Genomic DNA, 18,812 nt, shown 5'->3' with positions numbered 1-18,812 from the left:
AGAAGTTATCGGAATTGTTGCACATAATAAATAATTAATGCAATACTTCATTGAACCAACAAGATTGGCTTAATATAAGAATTGCGAAAAATTCTTGCAATCAATGAGGTTTTTTAAGTTGAAACTAGCGATGTTTTAGCCCCATACCTAAGGCTTTTTCTAATAATTCTTTGCGTGCGGGATTGAGTTGCTTGAAATGTCGTTCCACTTCCAAAATGAGTTTGGCACTCACACCCTTATGTGAAGTGAGAATCGTAATAAATTCTAAGTCAAAGCTTTCAATTTCTTGCATATATTGCTGATAATGCGCAAAGGCTAATTTGGAGTATTGTTCTAGTTGTTTTAAGTCGTTTTTCTTGTCTTTAAGGAGTTCTAGGATTTCTTGGGCATTTGGAATCTTTAGTGTATCAGAAGTGGTTTCTTTTTTGTTAAATTTATCACCCAAGAATACGAAAAATAGCGCAATAAGCAATAATCCGCCAATGAGAAACACCAAAAACAAAATCCAATCTTCTTTTTGCATTGTTTGCCTTTATAAATTTTTGCAAATTATAACTTATTTCAAGTCATCGGATTCTTTAAATTTTTATTTGAATTTGGTTATAATCTACAAATTTTTAAGGAGTTTTTATGAATAAGGAAGAATTTAAAACAAAAGTAGAATCTTTGCAGAGTGTGCCGCATTATAAACAACCTCTAGGATTTGGGATTTGTTATGCAGATGTAGGCACGATAAATGGTAAAGTCTTGCAAGCAACTTATCCTGTGTTAAATTGGGGTGAGAATTTCGGTGCTTATGCGATTTTTGAATCCTTGCGCGAAGAATGTAAAGTGTTAGAGGAGTGTGAAAGCGAGCTTGTGCTTGGGATTACAGAGGGATTTATCATTGCGGCTTTGGCGAGTTTTGGCGGGTATTTAGCAGAGACGCAAGAAAGCCCCAACACACACAAAAATATTGCGGTGCTTTTAGAGTTGCAACGCGCATTGCAAGAGAATAGAATCTATACCGAAAAGGGTGATTTTCGTTACCGATTCTGCGCCATTTATCAAGATGCACAATGCAAAAGTGTGGAATCCGCCTATCTCAAATTGCTTGCGCTCTCACTTGGCAAAGCACCGCTTAGAAGCTTGCAGCTAGACGGAATCTTTGGGCTATTAACCAATGTCGCTTGGAGCGGTAATGTGCCTTATGAATTAGAGTGGTTAAGAGAGAATGAGATTGCGCTTAAAATGCGTGGAGAGTTTCCCGCGATTGACTTTGTAGATAAATTTCCTCGCTATTTAATGCAAGTGATTCCGCAATACGATAATATTCGCCTGCTTGACACTGCCAAAACGCGCTTTGGAGCATATCTTGGTAAGGGTGGTTATACCCAAATGCCCGGAGCTAGCTATGTGAATTTTAATGCTGGTGCAATGGGTGCGTGTATGAATGAGGGACGCATTAGCTCTAGCGTTATTGTCGGTGAGGGCAGTGATGTCGGCGGAGGTGCTAGTATATTGGGTGTCTTAAGCGGAGGGAATGCAGACCCTATTAGTATTGGTAGAAATTGCCTTTTGGGTGTGAATAGTTCCACAGGAATCAGTCTAGGAGATGGTTGTATCGTAGATGGTGGAATCGCAGTTTTAGCAGGAACGATTTTTAAAATCAGTGAGGAAGAAGCACGCAAAATTGCAGAAATCAATCCCGACTTTGAGATTAAAGAAAGTGGATTATACAAGGGACGCGATTTGTCGGCTAAGAATGGTGTGCATTTCAGACAGGATTCTAAGAGCGGGGCAATGATTGCCTTTCGTTCCAATCGCAAAATAGAGCTTAATGCAGCATTGCATTAATTGTGAGCAAAATTATAGATTGCCACGCATTTTTGCAAAATGTTCGCAAGGGCATTTTTCTTTTTATCATTGCGAGGAGTGTAACGACGAAGCAATCCATAATGCAGAATCTCGCCTTTAACTTTAAAGATTCCATTGTTTTATTTTTTAAGGTTCAAAATTATGGATTGCCACGCCGATAAATCGGTTCGCAATGACGCAATAAAACGCATTTTACAAAATGTTCGCAATGACGCGGTAGCAGAATCTTGCAATGATACGATGAAAGCTTACTTACAATCTCCCAAATTCCCTTAATTGCATTGGTTAGTTGCTTGTGCGGTAGCGGAATTGCCCTTTTTTAAGCACCATATCCATTCCTCCAATGCTATAAAGCCATTTGTTTTCAATCGTATTTTTCATAAAGGCTGCCATTTCTCCCTTGACATTCTTGTGATACACAATGCCCACGCCATCAGTATGTCCAATAGAGCAAACCGTGCCCCGATGATTGAAATAAAATTGGTTTTCAAAGGTTTGATTTTCTAGCTTTGCGCATAGGAGTTCCGCAAGATAGTCTCCCATTTGTGCGGAGAGCTGCGCAGTAGGCGCGTGAATTGCGTCTTTGCTCACGACCATAGCGCAATCCCCTACCACATAAATATTTGGAAACTCTTTGCATTGCAGTTGAGAATTGACTTGAATGCGTCCCTTTTTGTTTGGAATCTCGGATTTTTCTACAATATCACTTCCTTTGACACCCGCACTCCAAATGATTGTATTACCATACACTTCTTGTATTTGCCCCTCTTTTTCTACTAGAACTTTTCCCTCTTGGATTTCTTTGATTGTCGCACCTGATAGAATCTCTACGCCAAGAGCTTTGAGCTTGGATTCTGCGGTTTGGACGAGACTTTCGTTAAAAACCGGTAGAATATGTTTAGAGCGTCCGATACAGGTAACTTTTGGAATTTCTCTATCAATTCCACAAATCAAACAAAGCTCTTCTAATTGTGTCGCAAGCTCCGCAGCAAACTCAATCCCTGTAAAGCCTGTGCCGCACACAATCACTTGCAAATCTTTTGGGTTTTTGGTATGCACAAATTCTTTGAATTTATCCTCAATATTTTTTGTTAGTTTTAGTGCGGCATTGAGAGAGGAAAGCTTATAGGTGTATTTATCAACTCCAAGGATTCCAAAATTATCGGGTTTGAAGCCAAGCCCAATAACCAAATAATCATAAAAATACTCGCCCCCATTGCCTATGACTTTATTCTCTTGCGGGCAGAGATTCGTAATTTTGTCTTTGATGAATTGCACTTTTTGCGGATTGAGAATCTTGCGATAATAAATGCGTGCTTTTCTAGCACTTAATGTTCCAATTGCTACTTTATGTAACAAAGTCGTTTGATAATGGTAGTCGTGTTTGCTGATCAAAGTGATTTTTGCATTCCCTTGATATTTTCTCTGCAAGCCCAAAGCAACTTTTAAGCCGCCATAACCACCCCCAATAATAAGAATCCTTTTGGCTTCCTGCTCCATTTTGCACTCCTTTTTTGACTTCAAAAGCTTATCTTAAAACATTATAGTTAATATAATCCTAAAAGGTTAAAAATTATTTTATTTTTTAAGGAAAATATGAAGTTTTGTGATTGAAATCTTTAAGGGATAAATTGAAAATAGCCAAACTTTTGCTATACTTAGCCGCTTAATTTTATGTAAAAGGAATGAGATTGCAAAACATTAAACGTTATTCTTTGATTGTTGTCATCGTTTTAATGCTGTATTTTTTGGTTGTGTTTCCAGAAATAGCACAAATCTTAGCGGGGGTCGCTATTTTGTTAATTGGTATGATGAATCTAAGCTCTGGATTCAAATCCTTTAGTGGGGGGCTTTTGGAGAAGATTTTGACAAAATCCACCGATACGCGTTTTAAAAGTATTGTATTTGGTGTGGTTACAACAATGTTAATGCAATCTTCAACCCTTGTTTCTGTGATTTCTATTTCTTTCCTTTCTGCTAGTTTGATTACGCTTGCTCAAGGGATTGGGATTATCTTTGGGGCAAATTTAGGCAATAGCGCAGGTTCTTGGCTCATCGTTGGATTAACAAGTATCAATATTTCTATTTTGGCGATTCCGCTAATTGTATGTGGAACGGTGTTGAATTTCCAAAAAGACAATGTGTTTAAAGGGATTGGATTAATTTTCGTAGGGCTTGGATTCTTTTTCTTGGGTGTGGATTATATTAAAAGTGGTTTTGAATCTTATAAAGAAATTATGGACCTTTCACGTTTTAACTTTGACGGATTTAAAGGCGTGATTATTTTTGTAGGGCTTGGTGCTGTGATGACGGGAATTGTGCAGAGTAGCCACGCAACACTAGCGATTATCATCTCTGCATTAGTCAGCGGGCAGATTGGCTTTGAAAACGCGCTAGCCGCTACACTTGGAACGAGTGTCGGAGGAGTCGTAACCGCAGTAGTTGCAAGTCTTAGTGCAAACATTGAAGGGAAAAAACTCGCAATCGCAAATTGTATTTTTAACTTCAGTATCGCAATTATCGTCATTATCTTTTTCCCATATTTTGTGCATTTAGTGAATATTGCGGCAGATTTTTTAGGACTTGCACATGATAATATAGCACTCAAAACTGCTCTTTTTCATACGATGTTTAACCTCGTAGGCGTGATTCTTATCTCTCTTTTTATCAAGCAAATCGTATTTTTCTTAGATAAAACCATTAAAGCCCCTCGTGATAGGGAAATGGACGCTCCTTTGTATTTAGATAGCAACATTATAGAATACTCTGATACTGCCATTGAAGCCTTGCAAAAGGAATCCGTGCATTTATACAACAATGCTTATGCGCTTATTGCACATACGATTGGCTTTAACCGCAGTGATATTCGCGGAAAAGAAAGCTTTGAGACAATCATTAAAACCAAAAAATGGTTTAGCGGTGATGTGGATTTGGATTATCTTTATAAGAGAAAGATTAAAGTGCTATTTGACGCGATTATGGAGTTTTCTACCAAAGCGCAAAGATATGTGGAAGATGAGAATAAACACCAACGCATTTATTCCTTTAAAATTGCGGCACGCAATATCACAGAAGCGACAAAGAACTTAAAATTAATCCAAGCGAATATGAAAGTCTATTCTATCTCATCAAATCGTTATCTTGCCGAGCAGTATAATTCAATGCGCAAGGATTTAGGAGAATTGTTGCGCGGGATTGAAGAGTTGAAACTAATGAAAGATGAAAGTGCAGTGGTGATTCTCAAACAAATTAGGGCGACGAAAGATTTGCCAAAAGAGTTTGATAAAAATATTATGCGTGATGTAGAGCGATTGATTGCAGAAGAAAAAATCAGTGCAGCCAATGCGACTTCAATCCTTAATGATAGCTCCTTTATTGCAGATATTGCGATGAACTTAATGGAGGCAGTGGAAGTAATCTTCACAAAAGAAGAATGGTTAGAGGTTGTACAAGAAACAGAGGAGAAGTAGTCTCTAGCTTTTAAGCGCGGAATCTCTTTATGATTCCCCTGCTTTTTATGATTGTGTATTTTAATTTTTAGGATTTTAATGCGAGTTTTGATTGTTTTTCTAGTCTTGTGCGTGCAGTTGTGGAGTAATGAGATTGAAAACACATTAAAAAATCTAAGCTTAACTCCCCAAAGACAAGAAATGCTTAAGAGTGCAATGGCAGAATTTTATGCGGAAAAGCGAGCCTACCAACAAAATGGCTATCGCATTCGGAATCGTTTATTGCTAGATTTGAAAAATGGCACAAAAGTAGATTTAGAGCAATACAAGCAAGCATTTCAAGAAGTGAGCGAGGAGTATATCAAGGCAAGAATTGCATTTTATTGCGCAGTAGCAGAAATTTTAGACGCGGAGAATATGGAGAAACTTTTAGAAAGCTTGGAGTAGCCAATGTATAAGATTTTGATTGTAGAAGATGATTTGGAAATGCAAAAATTACTAGTGGAATATCTGCGTCAAAGTGGTATGGAGGTAATGGCGACGACAAGCCCAACAACCGCGCTAGATTGGCTAAAAAGCAAAGGCGGATTCCATTTAGCAGTCTTGGACATTATGCTACCAGAAATGGACGGATTGGAATTGTGCCAGAGGGTGCGTCAGATTAGCGATATACCCATTATTATGTCCTCTGCGCGTGCGGATATTAGTAGCAAAATTTTGGGATTTGAGAGAGGAGCTGATGACTATCTAGCAAAATCTTATGAACCCATTGAACTCGTGGCGCGCATTAATGCTTTGCTCAAACGTTACTCAAAAAATCAGAGCGTAAAATATGGAGATTTAGAGATAGATGTCAATAAGCATAAAGTCAGTGTCGCAGGCTATAATATAGAGCTTACGCCAGCGGAGTTTGAAATTTTAAGCCTATTAGTTGCCCATAGAGGCAAGCCTTATTCGCGAGAATCTCTAGCACAAGCAATCTCTTCTATCGCTTCTGATTCCTCTTTGCGAAGCATTGATACGCATATTAGAAATTTGCGCGTTAAATTAGGCGATGATGCCAAAAAGCCCAAATATATTCAATCTATTTGGGGAATTGGTTATAAATTCTGTGATTAAGAATCTCTCATTTCCAAAATTCATTCCCCCTCTATCTGTGCAAATTTATCTTTTGTTTGTGGTTTCTCTTTGCATTAGCGGAGTGATTATTTATTTTACTAATGTCAATAATCTACGAAAAAACGAAGAAGCAGTCCTTTTTAAAACAATCTTTTTGGCGCAGCAATCTCTATTAGAATTTATTAGCGGAAACACAGTGCGTTTGCGCCAAATCATAGAAAGTAATCATTATCAAATGGTGCAGCAAATGCCAGAGGACGCCAAGATACTCTTAGAAAACAAAGAATCTTTCACAAAAGTGAAAATCTTTAGAATCCAAAGCAATTATGGGTTTTGTTTGGAATATTTAGGTATGGATTTTGTGGCACTCAAAGATTATGAGGAGGAATTGTTTGAGGATAATGGGCTAAATGTATGGTTTTTTTTGAATTTTTTGGTGCTTCTTTTGATTTTTTCAATCGTCTTAGCCCTTTTGCAGCCATTAAAGGTTTTGCAAAATGCCTTACAAGAATTTACCAAAGGAAATTATAAAATCAAGATTCCTGTACCAAAAGAGCCGCAACAAGCACAATTAGCTTCAAGTTTCAATACAATGAGTGCAAAAATTTCTAAACTAATGATGACGCGGGAATTTGTGTTAAGAAATATTGGACACGAGCTCAAAACTCCGATTTCTAAGGCAAAGCTTGCATTAGAAATGATGCCAGACAATCCGCAAAAGGCTATTGTGGCGCGGTGTGTTAGCAATCTTAATAATCTTACAAGTCAGATTTTGACATTTGAGAAAATTCAAGAGGGCGGGGATTTGCTTGTGTGGAGTGAGTTTGATGTAGAGACATTGATTTTGGACGCTTTAGAGCATTTATTCTTAGAAGAAGAGGAATTAGAAATTCAGATTCAAGAAAGTTTCAAAATCTATGGGGATTTGCAGTTTTTATCCATTGCTTTAAAGAATCTCATTGAAAATGCGAAAAAATATAAGAGCAGGGGCAAGATTGTCGTTCAAGCAAGGCTAGAAAAAGGGTTTGAAAATATGGTAACTTGGGGATTGCCACAGGAGAAAAGTGAATTTTTTGTCCTTAATGTTTGCAACTTTGGTGCGCCGCTCAAACAATCTATTTTTTATTATTTTGAACCTTTTTCGCGTGAAGACACACACACTTTGATTCAAGGTTATGGGCTTGGGCTTGGGATTTTAAAGGGAATTTTGGAGTTACACCATTTGGGTTTTGGTTATCATTATGCTTTAGAATCTCAAGAAAAACCGCAAGAGGGGATACATTGCTTTAAAATTATCTTTCCAAAAGGGGTGAAATTATGGAAATCATAGGCATTGATTTGGGTAGCAATTCTTTACGCGGAATCAGAATGCAAATCACAGGGGAATCTCAAAAGGATTTTATAGTTTTGGGTGAATATGATACGACTGTGCGCACAGCAGAGGGGCTAGAGAGCAGTGGAGAGATTTGTGAAGCTGCAAAAGACAGAATCATTCAAGGATTGCTTGCATTAAAAGCTGCATTAAAGATTACTCTGCAAGATAAAGTGGTGGCATTGACAACACAGGCAATGCGTAAGGCACGCAATCGTGAAGCGATTTTACAGGCGATTTGGGATTCTACACAGATTCCATTCCAAGTCATTTCAGGAGAGCAAGAAGCGCAGATTACAGCCCTTGCTCCAAAGATTGCGGTGCAAAAAATTGCTAAAACGAATCCAAAATACAAGCAAGATTGTTTTTTGCTTGTAGATATGGGAGGGGCAAGTAGCGAGTTTATCCTCTGTGGAGGGGAGGGGGATTTGGCAAGGAGCTTTGAAATCGGAATCGTGAGTGCTAAGGAACGTTACCAAAGTGTAGAAAATTTATTGACGCACAAGGAGGAATTTTTGCAACCCATTGTCGCCTTTGTGCAAGAATGCGCCAAAAAGGGCAAGAATCCACACTTTATGATGGCAAATAGTGGCACTCCCACAATGGTATGTGCGTTTAAATTGGGATTGCAAGAATATAATGCAAGTGCGATTTTTGGTATGGAATTAACAAGGGAGGATTTTTTGGTAGAGCTAACAAAGTTTTTGGCACTCTCAAAGGAATCGCAAATGGGTCTTGTTGGAATGTATAAAGCCGATGTTGTGCCTTTTGGAATCGCACTATTTACTTGTTTTATGGAGGCTTTGGGATTCCAAGAATGTTTGGTTGTAGATGAGGGCTTGCGTGAGGGAGCGGTGATTGCCTCTGTGTTTGGGCTTTTGGATTGAGAGAATGCGTCATTGCAAGCAAGTTTTTAAACTTGCGTGGCGCACATTATGTAAGCATTTGCTCACACTTGCAAATCTATAAGTAGATTCTGCCTTTTGTCATTGCGAGACTTCGTAAGAAGTCGTTGCAATCTATAATGTTGGGCTAAATTAATGATTGCAATGAAATCTCAAAGATTTTGGCGAGATTTTGGATATGGATTGCCACGAAAACCTAAAGGCTTTCTCGCAAGGATACAGGTAGAATAAATATGCAAGTAAAGAAAATTAAGATTCCTTGTCTAGTCCATTTAAAACAGGAACAAAGACACAATGTTCTAATTCCTGTTTTTCACTTAGGATTCCATTGTGTTTCATAAAACGCGTGATAACTTGGGCGTTGCCTACTTCTATGGGCGCAACGAGGATTCCACCCTCACTAAGTTGTGTAACAAGGCTTTGCGGAATTTCCTTGATAGAGGCAGAAAGCAGAATCCTATCATAAGGCGCGTAAGCACTCCAGCCCTTTTGTCCATCGTCTAATTTGGTATTGATGTTGGCAATATCGCACAATTTAATGCGCGCCCTTGCTTCTGCTAGCAGCTTTTCAATCCTTTCAATGCTGAAAACACGGCGAATCAGCTTACTAAGAATCGCCGCTTGATACCCGCTACCGCAGCCAATTTCTAGCACGGAATCTGCCCCCTCACATTGTAGGTATTCTGTCATCTTTGCCACGGTTAAAGGCGAGCTTATCCACTGGCTTGCTCCCATAGGAAGCGCGTCTAGTGTGTAGGCAAGGTGAGCGAAGCCACTAGGGACAAATACTTCGCGATTGACGCTTAAAAAGGCTTTTTCAACCGCTGGGCTAAGGCGGAATCGCTTGGAGATTTCAAGCACCATATTGGCAGTTTTTAGGGATTGCATCTTGTCTTGCTCAATCCAATATCAATAAATTTACGCGTTTGTGTGATTTCGTTGAAATCTGCACGCAAGCCAATAATCTCTTGATTGTCGTCTTTAGTTGCATAACCAAAAGGTGAAATGATTGCACTTCCTTTGGCGCAAGTATCGTTTGCCCCACTGCTTGCGATAACAAAGCTTTGTGTGGTGATTGCTAGGGCTTTGGAGAGGGTTTCAAAGTTGTCTTTGCGCTCTTTTCCCCATTGGGCTGGGACAAAAATCAAATCACAACCTTTGACGCGTTGCCAAAGTTCAATGAAGCGCAACTCAAAGCAATTAATCGCACCGCACAAAATCCCCTCAATTTCAAAAGGAGCAATCTCGGCTATATCGCCACTTTGAAAATGTAAATGTTCGTTTCCTAGAGGAAAGAGTCGATGTTTGCTTTGTTTGTGCAAGAGCTCACTCTTGTGAAAGACTTTTAAATTATTATAGAATCCATCACGATATTTTTCAATCATTGTCAGCACAATCGTCTTATCACTTGAGAGGCGTAAGAGCGATTCTGTCGCGACTTTGGCAAACTCTGCCGCCTCGTCCATTCTCTGATAACAAAAGTTTGTCAAACAAACTTCAGGGGCTAAAATAATAGAATCACTCTCGCAATTTAAGATGAGATTCTTTAAATGCGCCAAATTTTCTTCAAAATTTTGCTTTGTTTTAAGCTGTAATGAGTAAAGCTGTTTAGAAATCATCAAAGTTTAAACTCCCTTTCGAATAATTAGTTACATTTCCTTCAAAGAAATTGGTTTTTTGGTTGTTAAAGGAACTGAAAGAATCCACCCATTTAATAGGGTGTTTGGCATTATAAAGTATGGGTAAGCCTACGCGTTTTAGGCGGTCATCGGCGAGATAGCAAATGTATTCGTGGATAATCTCGCTTGTAAGCCCTAAGATTTTTCCTTGTGTGATATAATCTCCCCACGCAGATTCTACCTTGACTGCCTCTCTAAACATTTCAATGACTTCTTCAATCAAATCTTTAGTAAAGAGCTGTGGCATTTCTTTTTTGAGTGAGTTAATCATATTTTGAAAAAGTAAAAGATGTGTAATTTCATCGCGTTGGATAAAGCGAATCATTTGCGCACTTGCAAGCATTTTGCCACTTTTTGCAAGGGTATAAAAGAAAGTAAATCCGCTATAAAAGTAGATTCCCTCTAGGATTTGGTTTGCAAACATTGCTTTAAGGAGTGCGGATTCGTTAGGATTGAGAGCCAAATCTTCATAAACTTTCGCAATATAGTCATTTTTGGCTTTGAGCCTTGCATCACTGCGCCACATTTCATAAATTTCATCGGTATTTGCAGAAATAGATTCCACCATTACCGCATAACTTTGAGAATGCAGAGCTTCTTCAAACGCTTGACGCACCAAAATGAGATTGATTTCCGGGCTTGTGATATAGGGATTGACATTATCAATCAAGTTATTTGTCTGTAAGGAATCCATAAAAATCAGTTGTGCTAAGGCTCTATCATAACCGATTTTTTCTTCTGGAGTTAAACCATCTAAATAGTCGCGTTTATCGTTAGTCATATTGACTTCTTCTGGAAACCAAGAATTGTTTAACATAACTTTCCAAAGATTATAAGCCCATTGGTATTTGATTTTATTAAGTTCAAAAATGCTTGTAGGATTGCCGCCAAAAATCTTTCGGTCATTGACGCTTTCTTGCGAGCTTGGATTATAGATTTTTTTACGATTTATCATAAAAATTACCTTGAGAAAATATAAGTTGTAAGCATAAAATAAAAAAAAAATTATAAAATTTTAAAGCTTTAAAACTTATCAATTATAAAAAGAGGCGAGAATGAAAATTGTGAAGTTAAATATTAGTGGTATGCATTGCAGTGCCTGTTCTTCTACGATTGAGAGTAATTTACAAAAGATTCCAAGCATTAAAAATATCAAAATTAATTCCATTAGCGGAAGAGCAAAAATTGCTTATGAGGAGATGCAGATTACAGAAGCTAAGATTATGGAGTTGATTACTTCGTATGGATTCCCTGCGACTCTTGAGGATTCTAAAGAGCGAGAAAAAGCTTATATTAAAGGACTGAAGCAGAGATTATGGATTGCACTTCCTTTGTTTTTAGTGATTTTTGCTTTGCATATGATAGGATTGCATAGTTTTTGGAGTGCAGTGGTGCAATTAGTACTTGCGAGTGTTGTGCAATTTTATTGCGGTTTGCCCTTTTATCAAGGAGCGGAGAGCTTTTTTAAGACGAAATCCGCAGATATGAATGTCCTCATTGCGCTTGGCACAAGTGTAGCGTATGTGTATTCCTTGTATCTTTTTATCACCGGCGCGCAAGGCTTTTACTTTGAGGGAAGTAGCGCGGTGATTTGCTTTGTATTGGTAGGAGAATATCTTAAATCAAGCGCGAAAAGAAAAGCAAGCGATGAGTTAGAGATTCTAGCGAAACTTCTGCCCGCACAGGCAAGATTGGTTCAAGATATGGAATCGCAAGAGACACAATGGATTGCGGTGGATAAGATTCAAAAAGGCGATAAATGTTTAGTCATTGGCGGGGAGAAGATTCCACTTGATGGCATTGTGCTATCGGGCAAAGCCGAAGTGAGTAGCGCGCATATCAATGGAGAGGAGTTGCCCAAGACGATTGAAGTGGGCGCAGAAGTGATTGGCGGGAGCTTGGTACTCAATGGTGAAATCATAATTCAAGCAAGCAAGGATTCCAATGAGTTTTTCGTCTATGAAATGCTAGACTTATTAGAGCTCTCACAATCCCAAAAGCCACCCATTGGGGCACTTGCAGACAGAATCGCAAGTGTGTTTGTGCCCAGCGTGGTTTTGCTTAGCGTGGTTTGCTTCGTCTTTTGGTTGGCTTTTGGTCAAGATTTAGCCTTTGCGCTTTCTATTGCCGCTTGTGTCTTGGTGGTTTCTTGTCCTTGCGCACTTGGGCTTGCAGTTCCCTTAGCAATCGTTTGTGCAAGTATGCGCGCGAAAAAATCAGAGATTCTTATCAAAACCCCGGATGTTTATGAAAAAGCAAAGCAGATTCAAACTATTGTGTTTGACAAGACAGGGACGCTCACAAAAGGCGAAATTGTCGTCCAAAGATTGGAGATTCTATCACAAACGCAATCACAGGATTTTATTCTAGGGCTCATCTCCGCAATGCAAAGCAACAATCCTCACCCAATCGCCAAAGCAGTTTTGGAGTTTGCCAAGGATTCTGTGCCCCTTACTTTAGAATCCAAATTCTATGAGATTGGTAAAGGAGTGCAGGCAAGGTTTAAGGATGAAGATTATTTTTTAGGCGCATTGGAGTGGGTAGAGGATTCAAGCCATACCAAACTTGACAATCTTTCACGCGAAAACTGCATTGCGCTTGGCAACAAAGAAGAAATTCTCGCATTATTTTATCTGCAAGATTCTATTAAAAATCACGCAAAAGCTACGATTGAGGCACTAAGAGTGCGTGGAGTAGAATCTGTGATTTTAAGCGGAGACAATGAAGCAAGTGTGGCAAAAGTCGCACAAGAACTTGGAATCACGCAATTTTTCGCCGCTGTGAATCCCGAACAAAAAGCAGAAAGAATCGCACAACTAACACAAAAAGGCGCAGTTTGTTTTGTGGGTGATGGGATTAACGATGCCTTAGCTCTCAAGGAGGCAAGCTTTGGAATCTCTTTCGCACAAGCGACAGAATTAGCACAAGAAGTGGGCGATGTTTTATTGCTTAAGGACGATTTGTGGGGAATCGTAGAAGTCTTTGATATTGCCAATGCTACCTTAAAAAACATTCGTCAAAATTTGTTTTTTGCTTACATTTATAATATTGTTTTGATTCCTCTTGCGGCGGGCGTGCTTTATCCTCATTTCGGTATTGTGTTGCAGCCAGCTTATGCGGGGGCGGCAATGGCGTTTAGCTCTTTAAGCGTTGTCAGCAATGCACTAAGAATTTCGCGTTTGAGGCTTGAGAGTTGCGCTTAATCTTTGCTTTTTTGTTTTTTATCTTTGCAAATCAGACTTACGCGCTTTCTTATTTGGTATTAGAAGAGGAATATCGCTTCCAAAATAATGCCATTTACGCGCAGGATTTATTCCCGGAATTGCCCAATAATTTTTTGCTCTTTGAGATTCCTAAGAGTTCCCATCATTATCAGGTGAAAAGCTCTCAAATTACCGAAAAGTTTGCCAATGAGGGAATCTCTGTGGGCGCAAAAGTCCCGATTATTAGTTTTAAGCGCGCCATAAGCGGAGAGATTGAGGGGATTCGGAAGTATATTCTCGCAGAGTTTTTGCGCGAATATCAGCCTAATAAGATTCAAGTTAATGCGGTGCATTTAGAGCAGATTACGCCAATAGATTTTGATGAGGAAGCGATTGTGTCTATTGGCTTTCACGCTAAATTGCTCAAACGCAGAGAGGGAAGCTTTGATGTCGTAGTGCAAGAAAAAAATGGAGAGAGAACAAGGAATCGCAAAGTTTATTTCAGATACGCCATAGACGCAACCTTGCAAGTCGTTCAAACGAGTGAGGCTATCAGTGGCAGGCAGAGCGTGAATTATCACAATGCGCGCGTGATTCGGATTCCTTTTGAACGCATTAGTAGCATACTGATGAAAGAAAGCGAAATGGGCAAAGTCGCAGTACGCTCTTATACTCCTAAAGAGGTGATAATCACCCAAGACCGCCTCATTCTTAAACGCGTGGTGAAAAAGGGAGATAAAATTTCTGTTAGCGTTCAAGAGGAAGGCGTGTCATTGGAATTTATCCTAGAAGCACAAAAGGACGGCGCAATCGGCGATGTGATTAAGGCGCGCGCCTTGCAAGGAAAGAAAATTTACGAAGTAGAGATAATAGAAGCAGGAAAGGGGAGATTATTATGAAGCGCATTATTGTAGGCATTAGTGGCGCAAGCGGGGTAGAGTTGGGCTTGAGATTCTTGCGCTTTTTGCCTCAAGAATTAGAGAAATATTGCGTGATAACACAAGGTGCTCAATGTGCGATATTAGCAGAAAATCGCAAGCATAAGGAGAATCTTAACTCTAAAATCCTCGCAGAATATTTACAAGAGATTCCTCGCCTGACTTTGTTAGAGGATACGGATTTGAGTGCGTGTATCGCAAGTGGTTCTTTTGTTTGTGAGGCAATGGCAGTGATTCCGTGTTCTCAAAATACTTTGGCAAAAATTGCTTGTGGGATTTGCGATACCTTGCTTACGCGTGCGGCAAGTGTGATGATAAAAGAGAATCGCAAACTTCTCCTTGCGCCTCGTGAAATACCTTTGAGCCCTATTGTGCTAGAAAATATGCTGAAACTTTCTAGGATTGGTGTGCGAATCGCCCCGCCGATTTTTGGCTATTATGCAGGGAAAAGTTTAGAGGATTTAGAGAGGTTTTTAATAGGTAAATGGTGCGATAGTCTCTCTATTCCTTTTGATTATGTGCGTTGGGAGTAAGATAATTATATCTTTGGTTTATTGTTTTGTGCTAAAATTTTGAGGTTTGCTGTATTAAAATCCGAATAAAAATAATCTATTTTCGCAATGAGCGTTGCAAAATCAGAGATTGCTTCAAACTCTTCTGTGTCTAAACCTGTATTTAGTACAACTTTATAGTTATTAAAATCATAGATTTGTGCTAAATCATTCATTATTGTATTTGTTTTTGCGAGTAAGCAAACATATTGAAAGTCCTTATCTATATATCTTGTCTGATTATTAGGATGTGCATAAGAAAAATGTTGATTGGGTGTTAGAGCAATAAGGTTTTCTATAAAATCACTAATAATTGGAAATTCTGAAGCTGGGAATATATGATGAATCTGCGTGGCTTGAACATTTTCATTTTCTTGCCTTACCTCGCTTAAGCCTTTATTGTATTTATCATTGTATCTACGAACTATTTTTTTAGCTTTTTGTATATTGTAATACGCATTTGCTTCTATATCTGGAGAAATTTGGTAATATTCTTTTCTTGTAAGCATTTTATCTTTTTTGTTGTATTCATCTCGCCAATTTACACGATTATATTTTAGTTCATCTAATGTGATGATTGTCCCTGAAAGATGTCCTTTTCTTGTGCCTTGTTTATGATATTTGAAAGCTAAGGGATTAAGAATCTTGGTGAAAATTCTACCACATTCCACACTTTGATTAATTGGAGTATTTTGTATTGTAAAGTATATGAAATTATCTTTTAAGATTTTAAAACTTTCTTTATCTTGCTTTTCTAAAAAGTCTTGAAAAAAGCCATAGATTCCACTATCTAACAAAACTTTTTCAATATATAAGATTAAAAATGTTAAGGCATTTGTCTCCCTCGTAGCAATAAATTCTAACAATTCTAAGTTATTGACTTTAAAAATATTAGTTGTGCCTTGTTTGCGTAAAAATATCAAAATTCCACTATAAGCAAAAAGATTAATGGGTTGAGAAAAGAATTTATCATATTCATTTTTTGCGAATGTAGAATCTATGCTAGGTTTTGAAAAAATATTTCTTACATTACTTTCTGTATATTTACTATGCCAAATATCACTAATAGAAAACTTTACATTAATATTATAATTTGTGTATTCCAAAATACAATCCGCTATGATGGATAGCACATCACAGGTACATTTTTGGTCTATCCATCTCGCATTATTAGTGTTTCTAATATCATAATTATTAGCATTTAAAAAATTAATAATCTGCTGTGTCTGCATTTTTATCACTCTCCTTTTTGATTCCAAACCAAAAACAACTTGTGCTATCAATATTTAGTGTACGTGTTTGGTAATTTCTAGCAATTCTATAAAAATTTCTAAATTCATTACTTGCAATATAATCTTGCTGTTGTTGAGTAAGATTTATTTTTACTTTTGGGATAAGAATTGCCACAGAACCATTGACAATAAAGCCTTTTTGTTTTTTAATTAAGCGTGGGTTATAAGTCATATTAGGCGTTAAATAGACATCATCTCTATCTAAAAACTCGGCTATTTTGAATCTGTGCAAGTCTTTCTTGGAAATATAGCTATCATAACCTTTTATCTTAATAAGTTTTCCATTGTCTGCAATATTGCGTGATTTAATGATTTTTATATCATTTTTCTTTGTGCTTGTATTAGAATTTGTAAGTTGTCTATCCCTAAAAGCTTCAAAGATTCCACATTCCAAAGATTCAAAAATGTCATCAAAGAATTTGTCCCTAAAAATAACCCAATAAGGTAATTTGTTATCAAAAATATAAGAGCTTTTTTGAGACATATCTAAGCCAAGTGGTAAGGATTTTACCATTATTGCTTTTGCTTTTCCTGTGGTAATGTTTATTGTTTCTATTAATACGCCACTAAAACCCAATTCGCCAAAATCTAAAATATAGCTTACGCCTTTTTCTTGTAGTTTTGCTCTCGTGTTTTCATATTCTTTTGTATTGAGCAGATTTTTAGGCATTATCAAAGAGACAAAATCTGCTGTTTGTAGTGATTTTTCTAAAAAAAGCTTAGCTAGATTTTGATTTTTACCAATTTTGCTAAATGGAGGATTTCCTACAATCAAATCTGCATTTTGGAATTTATGCTCCATAAAATCGCTACAAATAAATTCAAGCTTAAAATTTTTAGGAGTTTGTTCTTTATAAAGTATTTTCAAAATTTCTAAATTATTTTGATTTATATCAATTAGCTTTAAATGAACTTGTTTTATATGTGCATATTTCTTAAAAAGAATTGGCACAAAATTCCCACACCCAGCACTTGGCTCTATAATAGTTATAGAATCTTTATTAAAATTTGGTAGAGTCTTGGCAATCTCATTAACAATAAATTTATTTGTAAAATAGGCACAATTTTGAGTTCTTTGCGTATTGGCTATTTCAGATAAATGGGCTAGAGACGCATTTGAAATCGAAACTATATTCTTTTTAATAAAAACTTTTAAATTCTTAAAGTTTTGTAGATTTTTAGTTTGTATAAGTTCTAATATTTCTTTATTATTAAGTTGTTTTTCTTGCATAAATTTTTGAATCTTATCAGCAATTTGCCTAAAAATAATTGTAGGCACTGCTTCACCTATACTTTGTCTTATATTCATTTCATTTTGCTTTGATAGTTTCTGTTTTTCTTTTTCGTTTAAAGCATTTAATTCTTTAAGGCTTAAGGGAAGCCATTGAAAATTTTGTGGAATATTCATCATAAGCATTAATTCTCTTATGGAGAATACTCTATCATCATTAGGGTGAATAGTGTTTTGAGATGCCATTTGGTCGTTTCTTGTATGGATACAAGGTGCTACTGCATTCCATTTTTGCCTTTTGTATTTATCGCCATTTTTTAAGGCATTTACGACGATTTTACCATTGACAACTTTATGAGGTTTTTTAAAATCCTCTTTATTGTCAAATGCACTTTGTCCCTCCTTTAAACCTTTTATCCATTCTCTCATATGTTGCGGATAAGTTCTGAAACTATGATAAAAATCGTTTTTATCATATTCTCCCCATTGTAATGGTTTTTGTAATTTAATAATTTCTTTAAGTGTTTTTTCTTCTGTAAATTGCGGGAAAATCTCCAACGGAGTGATAAAATTTTTCAATTCCTGACATACGCCAATAACTAAAGTTCTCGTTCTGCTTGAATTTGCACCATAGTTTTTAAAATTAATTACTTCATTATAAAGAGAATAATTTTTAGATAGATTTTGTTCTATCATTTTGCCTATTTCTACAATATCTCCATTTGCATTTACACAACCTGTTTTATAAAAGCTTGCAACATTTTCTAAGATAAAAAATCTAGGATTAATTTCTTTTATTAGAGTTATGCTCTCAACAACTAGAGAATTTCTTTCTATTTCATTTGTAGTTTTTTTTTTATTTTCTACGCTCATTCCCTGACACGGTGGAGTAGCAATCAATACATCTACTCTATCATTACCCAAATCTTTGTAAAAGGCTATTTGTTTTAAAATCTGTTCTTTTGCATGTTTATCTTTTATATCACCATTTATATAGCCTTTTTCATATTTGCACTTTTTATTTATTTTTTGAATTTTTAATCTGCGCCCTATGATTTCATTTGTAGCAATACATTCAAATCCAGCTTCTTTAAACCCATAGCAACCTACTCCAGCAGATGAAAAAAGCGAAATATAGGTTAAAACTCCATTATGTAACACAGATGAAACCTTTATTTTAAACTAGTGTTATTGTATCAAAAGAAAATAAAGCTTA

General features: G+C 37.0%; 17 protein-coding genes. 10 read left to right on the top strand and 7 right to left on the bottom strand.

Annotated features, from left to right (window positions below):
* Positions 1-124 precede the first annotated feature (124 nt).
* A complete protein-coding gene (locus HDT10_RS01565; RefSeq protein ID WP_290879260.1) occupies positions 125-523 on the bottom strand; it encodes a hypothetical protein in 399 nt (132 codons plus the stop codon).
* A 107-nt stretch (positions 524-630) separates the two neighbouring features.
* On the opposite strand from HDT10_RS01565, the gene HDT10_RS01560 reads away from it, so the two are divergent.
* A complete protein-coding gene (locus HDT10_RS01560; protein ID WP_290879258.1) occupies positions 631-1,836 on the top strand; it encodes a 2,3,4,5-tetrahydropyridine-2,6-carboxylate N-succinyltransferase in 1,206 nt (401 codons plus the stop codon).
* Positions 1,837-1,998: 162 nt separating this feature from the next.
* Positions 1,999-2,133: a hypothetical protein gene (locus HDT10_RS01555; RefSeq protein ID WP_290879256.1), complete on the top strand. Its 135-nt coding sequence runs from the start codon at positions 1,999-2,001 to the stop codon at positions 2,131-2,133.
* A gap of 9 nt (positions 2,134-2,142) precedes the next feature.
* Here the strand turns inward: HDT10_RS01555 and HDT10_RS01550 are convergent, their stop codons facing one another.
* Positions 2,143-3,357, bottom strand: a complete 1,215-nt coding sequence (locus HDT10_RS01550; RefSeq protein WP_290879253.1) for an NAD(P)/FAD-dependent oxidoreductase — start codon at positions 3,355-3,357, stop codon at positions 2,143-2,145.
* A 236-nt stretch (positions 3,358-3,593) separates the two neighbouring features.
* On the opposite strand from HDT10_RS01550, the gene HDT10_RS01545 reads away from it, so the two are divergent.
* The 5 genes from HDT10_RS01545 (at position 3,594) to HDT10_RS01525 (ending at position 8,684) form a co-directional block, all read left to right on the top strand.
* Complete coding sequence (locus tag HDT10_RS01545; RefSeq protein ID WP_290879284.1) at positions 3,594-5,327, top strand: Na/Pi symporter; 1,734 nt, start codon at positions 3,594-3,596, stop codon at positions 5,325-5,327.
* 78 nt (positions 5,328-5,405) lie between these two features.
* Positions 5,406-5,753 (top strand): hypothetical protein, encoded by a 348-nt coding sequence (locus tag HDT10_RS01540; protein ID WP_290879251.1) that lies wholly within the window; start codon positions 5,406-5,408, stop codon positions 5,751-5,753.
* Positions 5,754-5,756: 3 nt separating this feature from the next.
* On the top strand, positions 5,757-6,425 hold the full coding sequence (locus tag HDT10_RS01535) for a response regulator transcription factor (protein WP_290879250.1): 669 nt from the start codon (positions 5,757-5,759) through the stop codon (positions 6,423-6,425).
* A complete protein-coding gene (locus HDT10_RS01530; protein ID WP_290879248.1) occupies positions 6,403-7,755 on the top strand; it encodes a histidine kinase dimerization/phospho-acceptor domain-containing protein in 1,353 nt (450 codons plus the stop codon). Before HDT10_RS01535 ends, HDT10_RS01530 begins: the two co-directional genes overlap by 23 nt.
* Positions 7,743-8,684 carry a phosphatase gene (locus HDT10_RS01525; RefSeq protein WP_290879246.1) on the top strand — a complete coding sequence of 314 codons (942 nt, stop codon included), beginning with the start codon at positions 7,743-7,745 and terminating at the stop codon, positions 8,682-8,684. The genes HDT10_RS01530 and HDT10_RS01525 overlap by 13 nt, the downstream gene beginning before the upstream one ends.
* Positions 8,685-8,951: 267 nt before the next feature.
* Here HDT10_RS01525 and HDT10_RS01520 read toward each other — a convergent pair whose 3' ends face one another.
* From HDT10_RS01520 to HDT10_RS01510, 3 genes are read right to left on the bottom strand one after another with little or no spacing between them, the layout of a single operon-like run.
* On the bottom strand, positions 8,952-9,590 hold the full coding sequence (locus tag HDT10_RS01520) for a protein-L-isoaspartate(D-aspartate) O-methyltransferase (protein ID WP_290879244.1): 639 nt from the start codon (positions 9,588-9,590) through the stop codon (positions 8,952-8,954).
* The gene (locus tag HDT10_RS01515; RefSeq protein WP_290879242.1) at positions 9,578-10,321 is read right to left on the bottom strand and encodes a carbon-nitrogen hydrolase family protein; all 744 of its coding nucleotides are present in this window, start codon (positions 10,319-10,321) and stop codon (positions 9,578-9,580) included. The genes HDT10_RS01520 and HDT10_RS01515 overlap by 13 nt, the downstream gene beginning before the upstream one ends.
* The gene (locus HDT10_RS01510) at positions 10,311-11,336 is read right to left on the bottom strand and encodes a ribonucleotide-diphosphate reductase subunit beta (protein ID WP_290879239.1); all 1,026 of its coding nucleotides are present in this window, start codon (positions 11,334-11,336) and stop codon (positions 10,311-10,313) included. Before HDT10_RS01510 ends, HDT10_RS01515 begins: the two co-directional genes overlap by 11 nt.
* A gap of 100 nt (positions 11,337-11,436) precedes the next feature.
* Between HDT10_RS01510 and HDT10_RS01505 the strand changes: the two genes are divergently transcribed.
* From HDT10_RS01505 to HDT10_RS01495, 3 genes are read left to right on the top strand one after another with little or no spacing between them, the layout of a single operon-like run.
* The gene (locus HDT10_RS01505; RefSeq protein ID WP_290879237.1) at positions 11,437-13,584 is read left to right on the top strand and encodes a cation-translocating P-type ATPase; all 2,148 of its coding nucleotides are present in this window, start codon (positions 11,437-11,439) and stop codon (positions 13,582-13,584) included.
* Positions 13,575-14,483, top strand: coding sequence for a flagellar basal body P-ring formation chaperone FlgA (flgA, locus tag HDT10_RS01500; RefSeq protein ID WP_290879234.1), 909 nt, complete (start codon positions 13,575-13,577; stop codon positions 14,481-14,483). Before HDT10_RS01505 ends, flgA begins: the two co-directional genes overlap by 10 nt.
* Positions 14,480-15,055: a UbiX family flavin prenyltransferase gene (locus HDT10_RS01495; protein ID WP_290879231.1), complete on the top strand. Its 576-nt coding sequence runs from the start codon at positions 14,480-14,482 to the stop codon at positions 15,053-15,055. The genes flgA and HDT10_RS01495 overlap by 4 nt, the downstream gene beginning before the upstream one ends.
* Before the next feature lie 5 nt (positions 15,056-15,060).
* On the opposite strand, the gene HDT10_RS01490 is transcribed toward HDT10_RS01495, so the two are convergent.
* Together HDT10_RS01490 and HDT10_RS01485 are read right to left on the bottom strand one after the other, a co-directional pair.
* On the bottom strand, positions 15,061-16,305 hold the full coding sequence (locus HDT10_RS01490; protein WP_290879229.1) for a restriction endonuclease: 1,245 nt from the start codon (positions 16,303-16,305) through the stop codon (positions 15,061-15,063).
* Entirely contained in the window at positions 16,283-18,757 is a 2,475-nt protein-coding gene (locus HDT10_RS01485; protein WP_290879228.1) for a DNA cytosine methyltransferase, read from the bottom strand. The genes HDT10_RS01490 and HDT10_RS01485 overlap by 23 nt, the downstream gene beginning before the upstream one ends.
* Positions 18,758-18,812: the final 55 nt, after the last annotated feature.

The organism is Helicobacter sp. (assembly GCF_014799995.1).
Taxonomy (GTDB): domain Bacteria; phylum Campylobacterota; class Campylobacteria; order Campylobacterales; family Helicobacteraceae; genus Helicobacter_D.
Note: the sequence above shows the minus strand (reverse complement) of the source record. Positions and strands in the feature narration are given on the sequence as shown.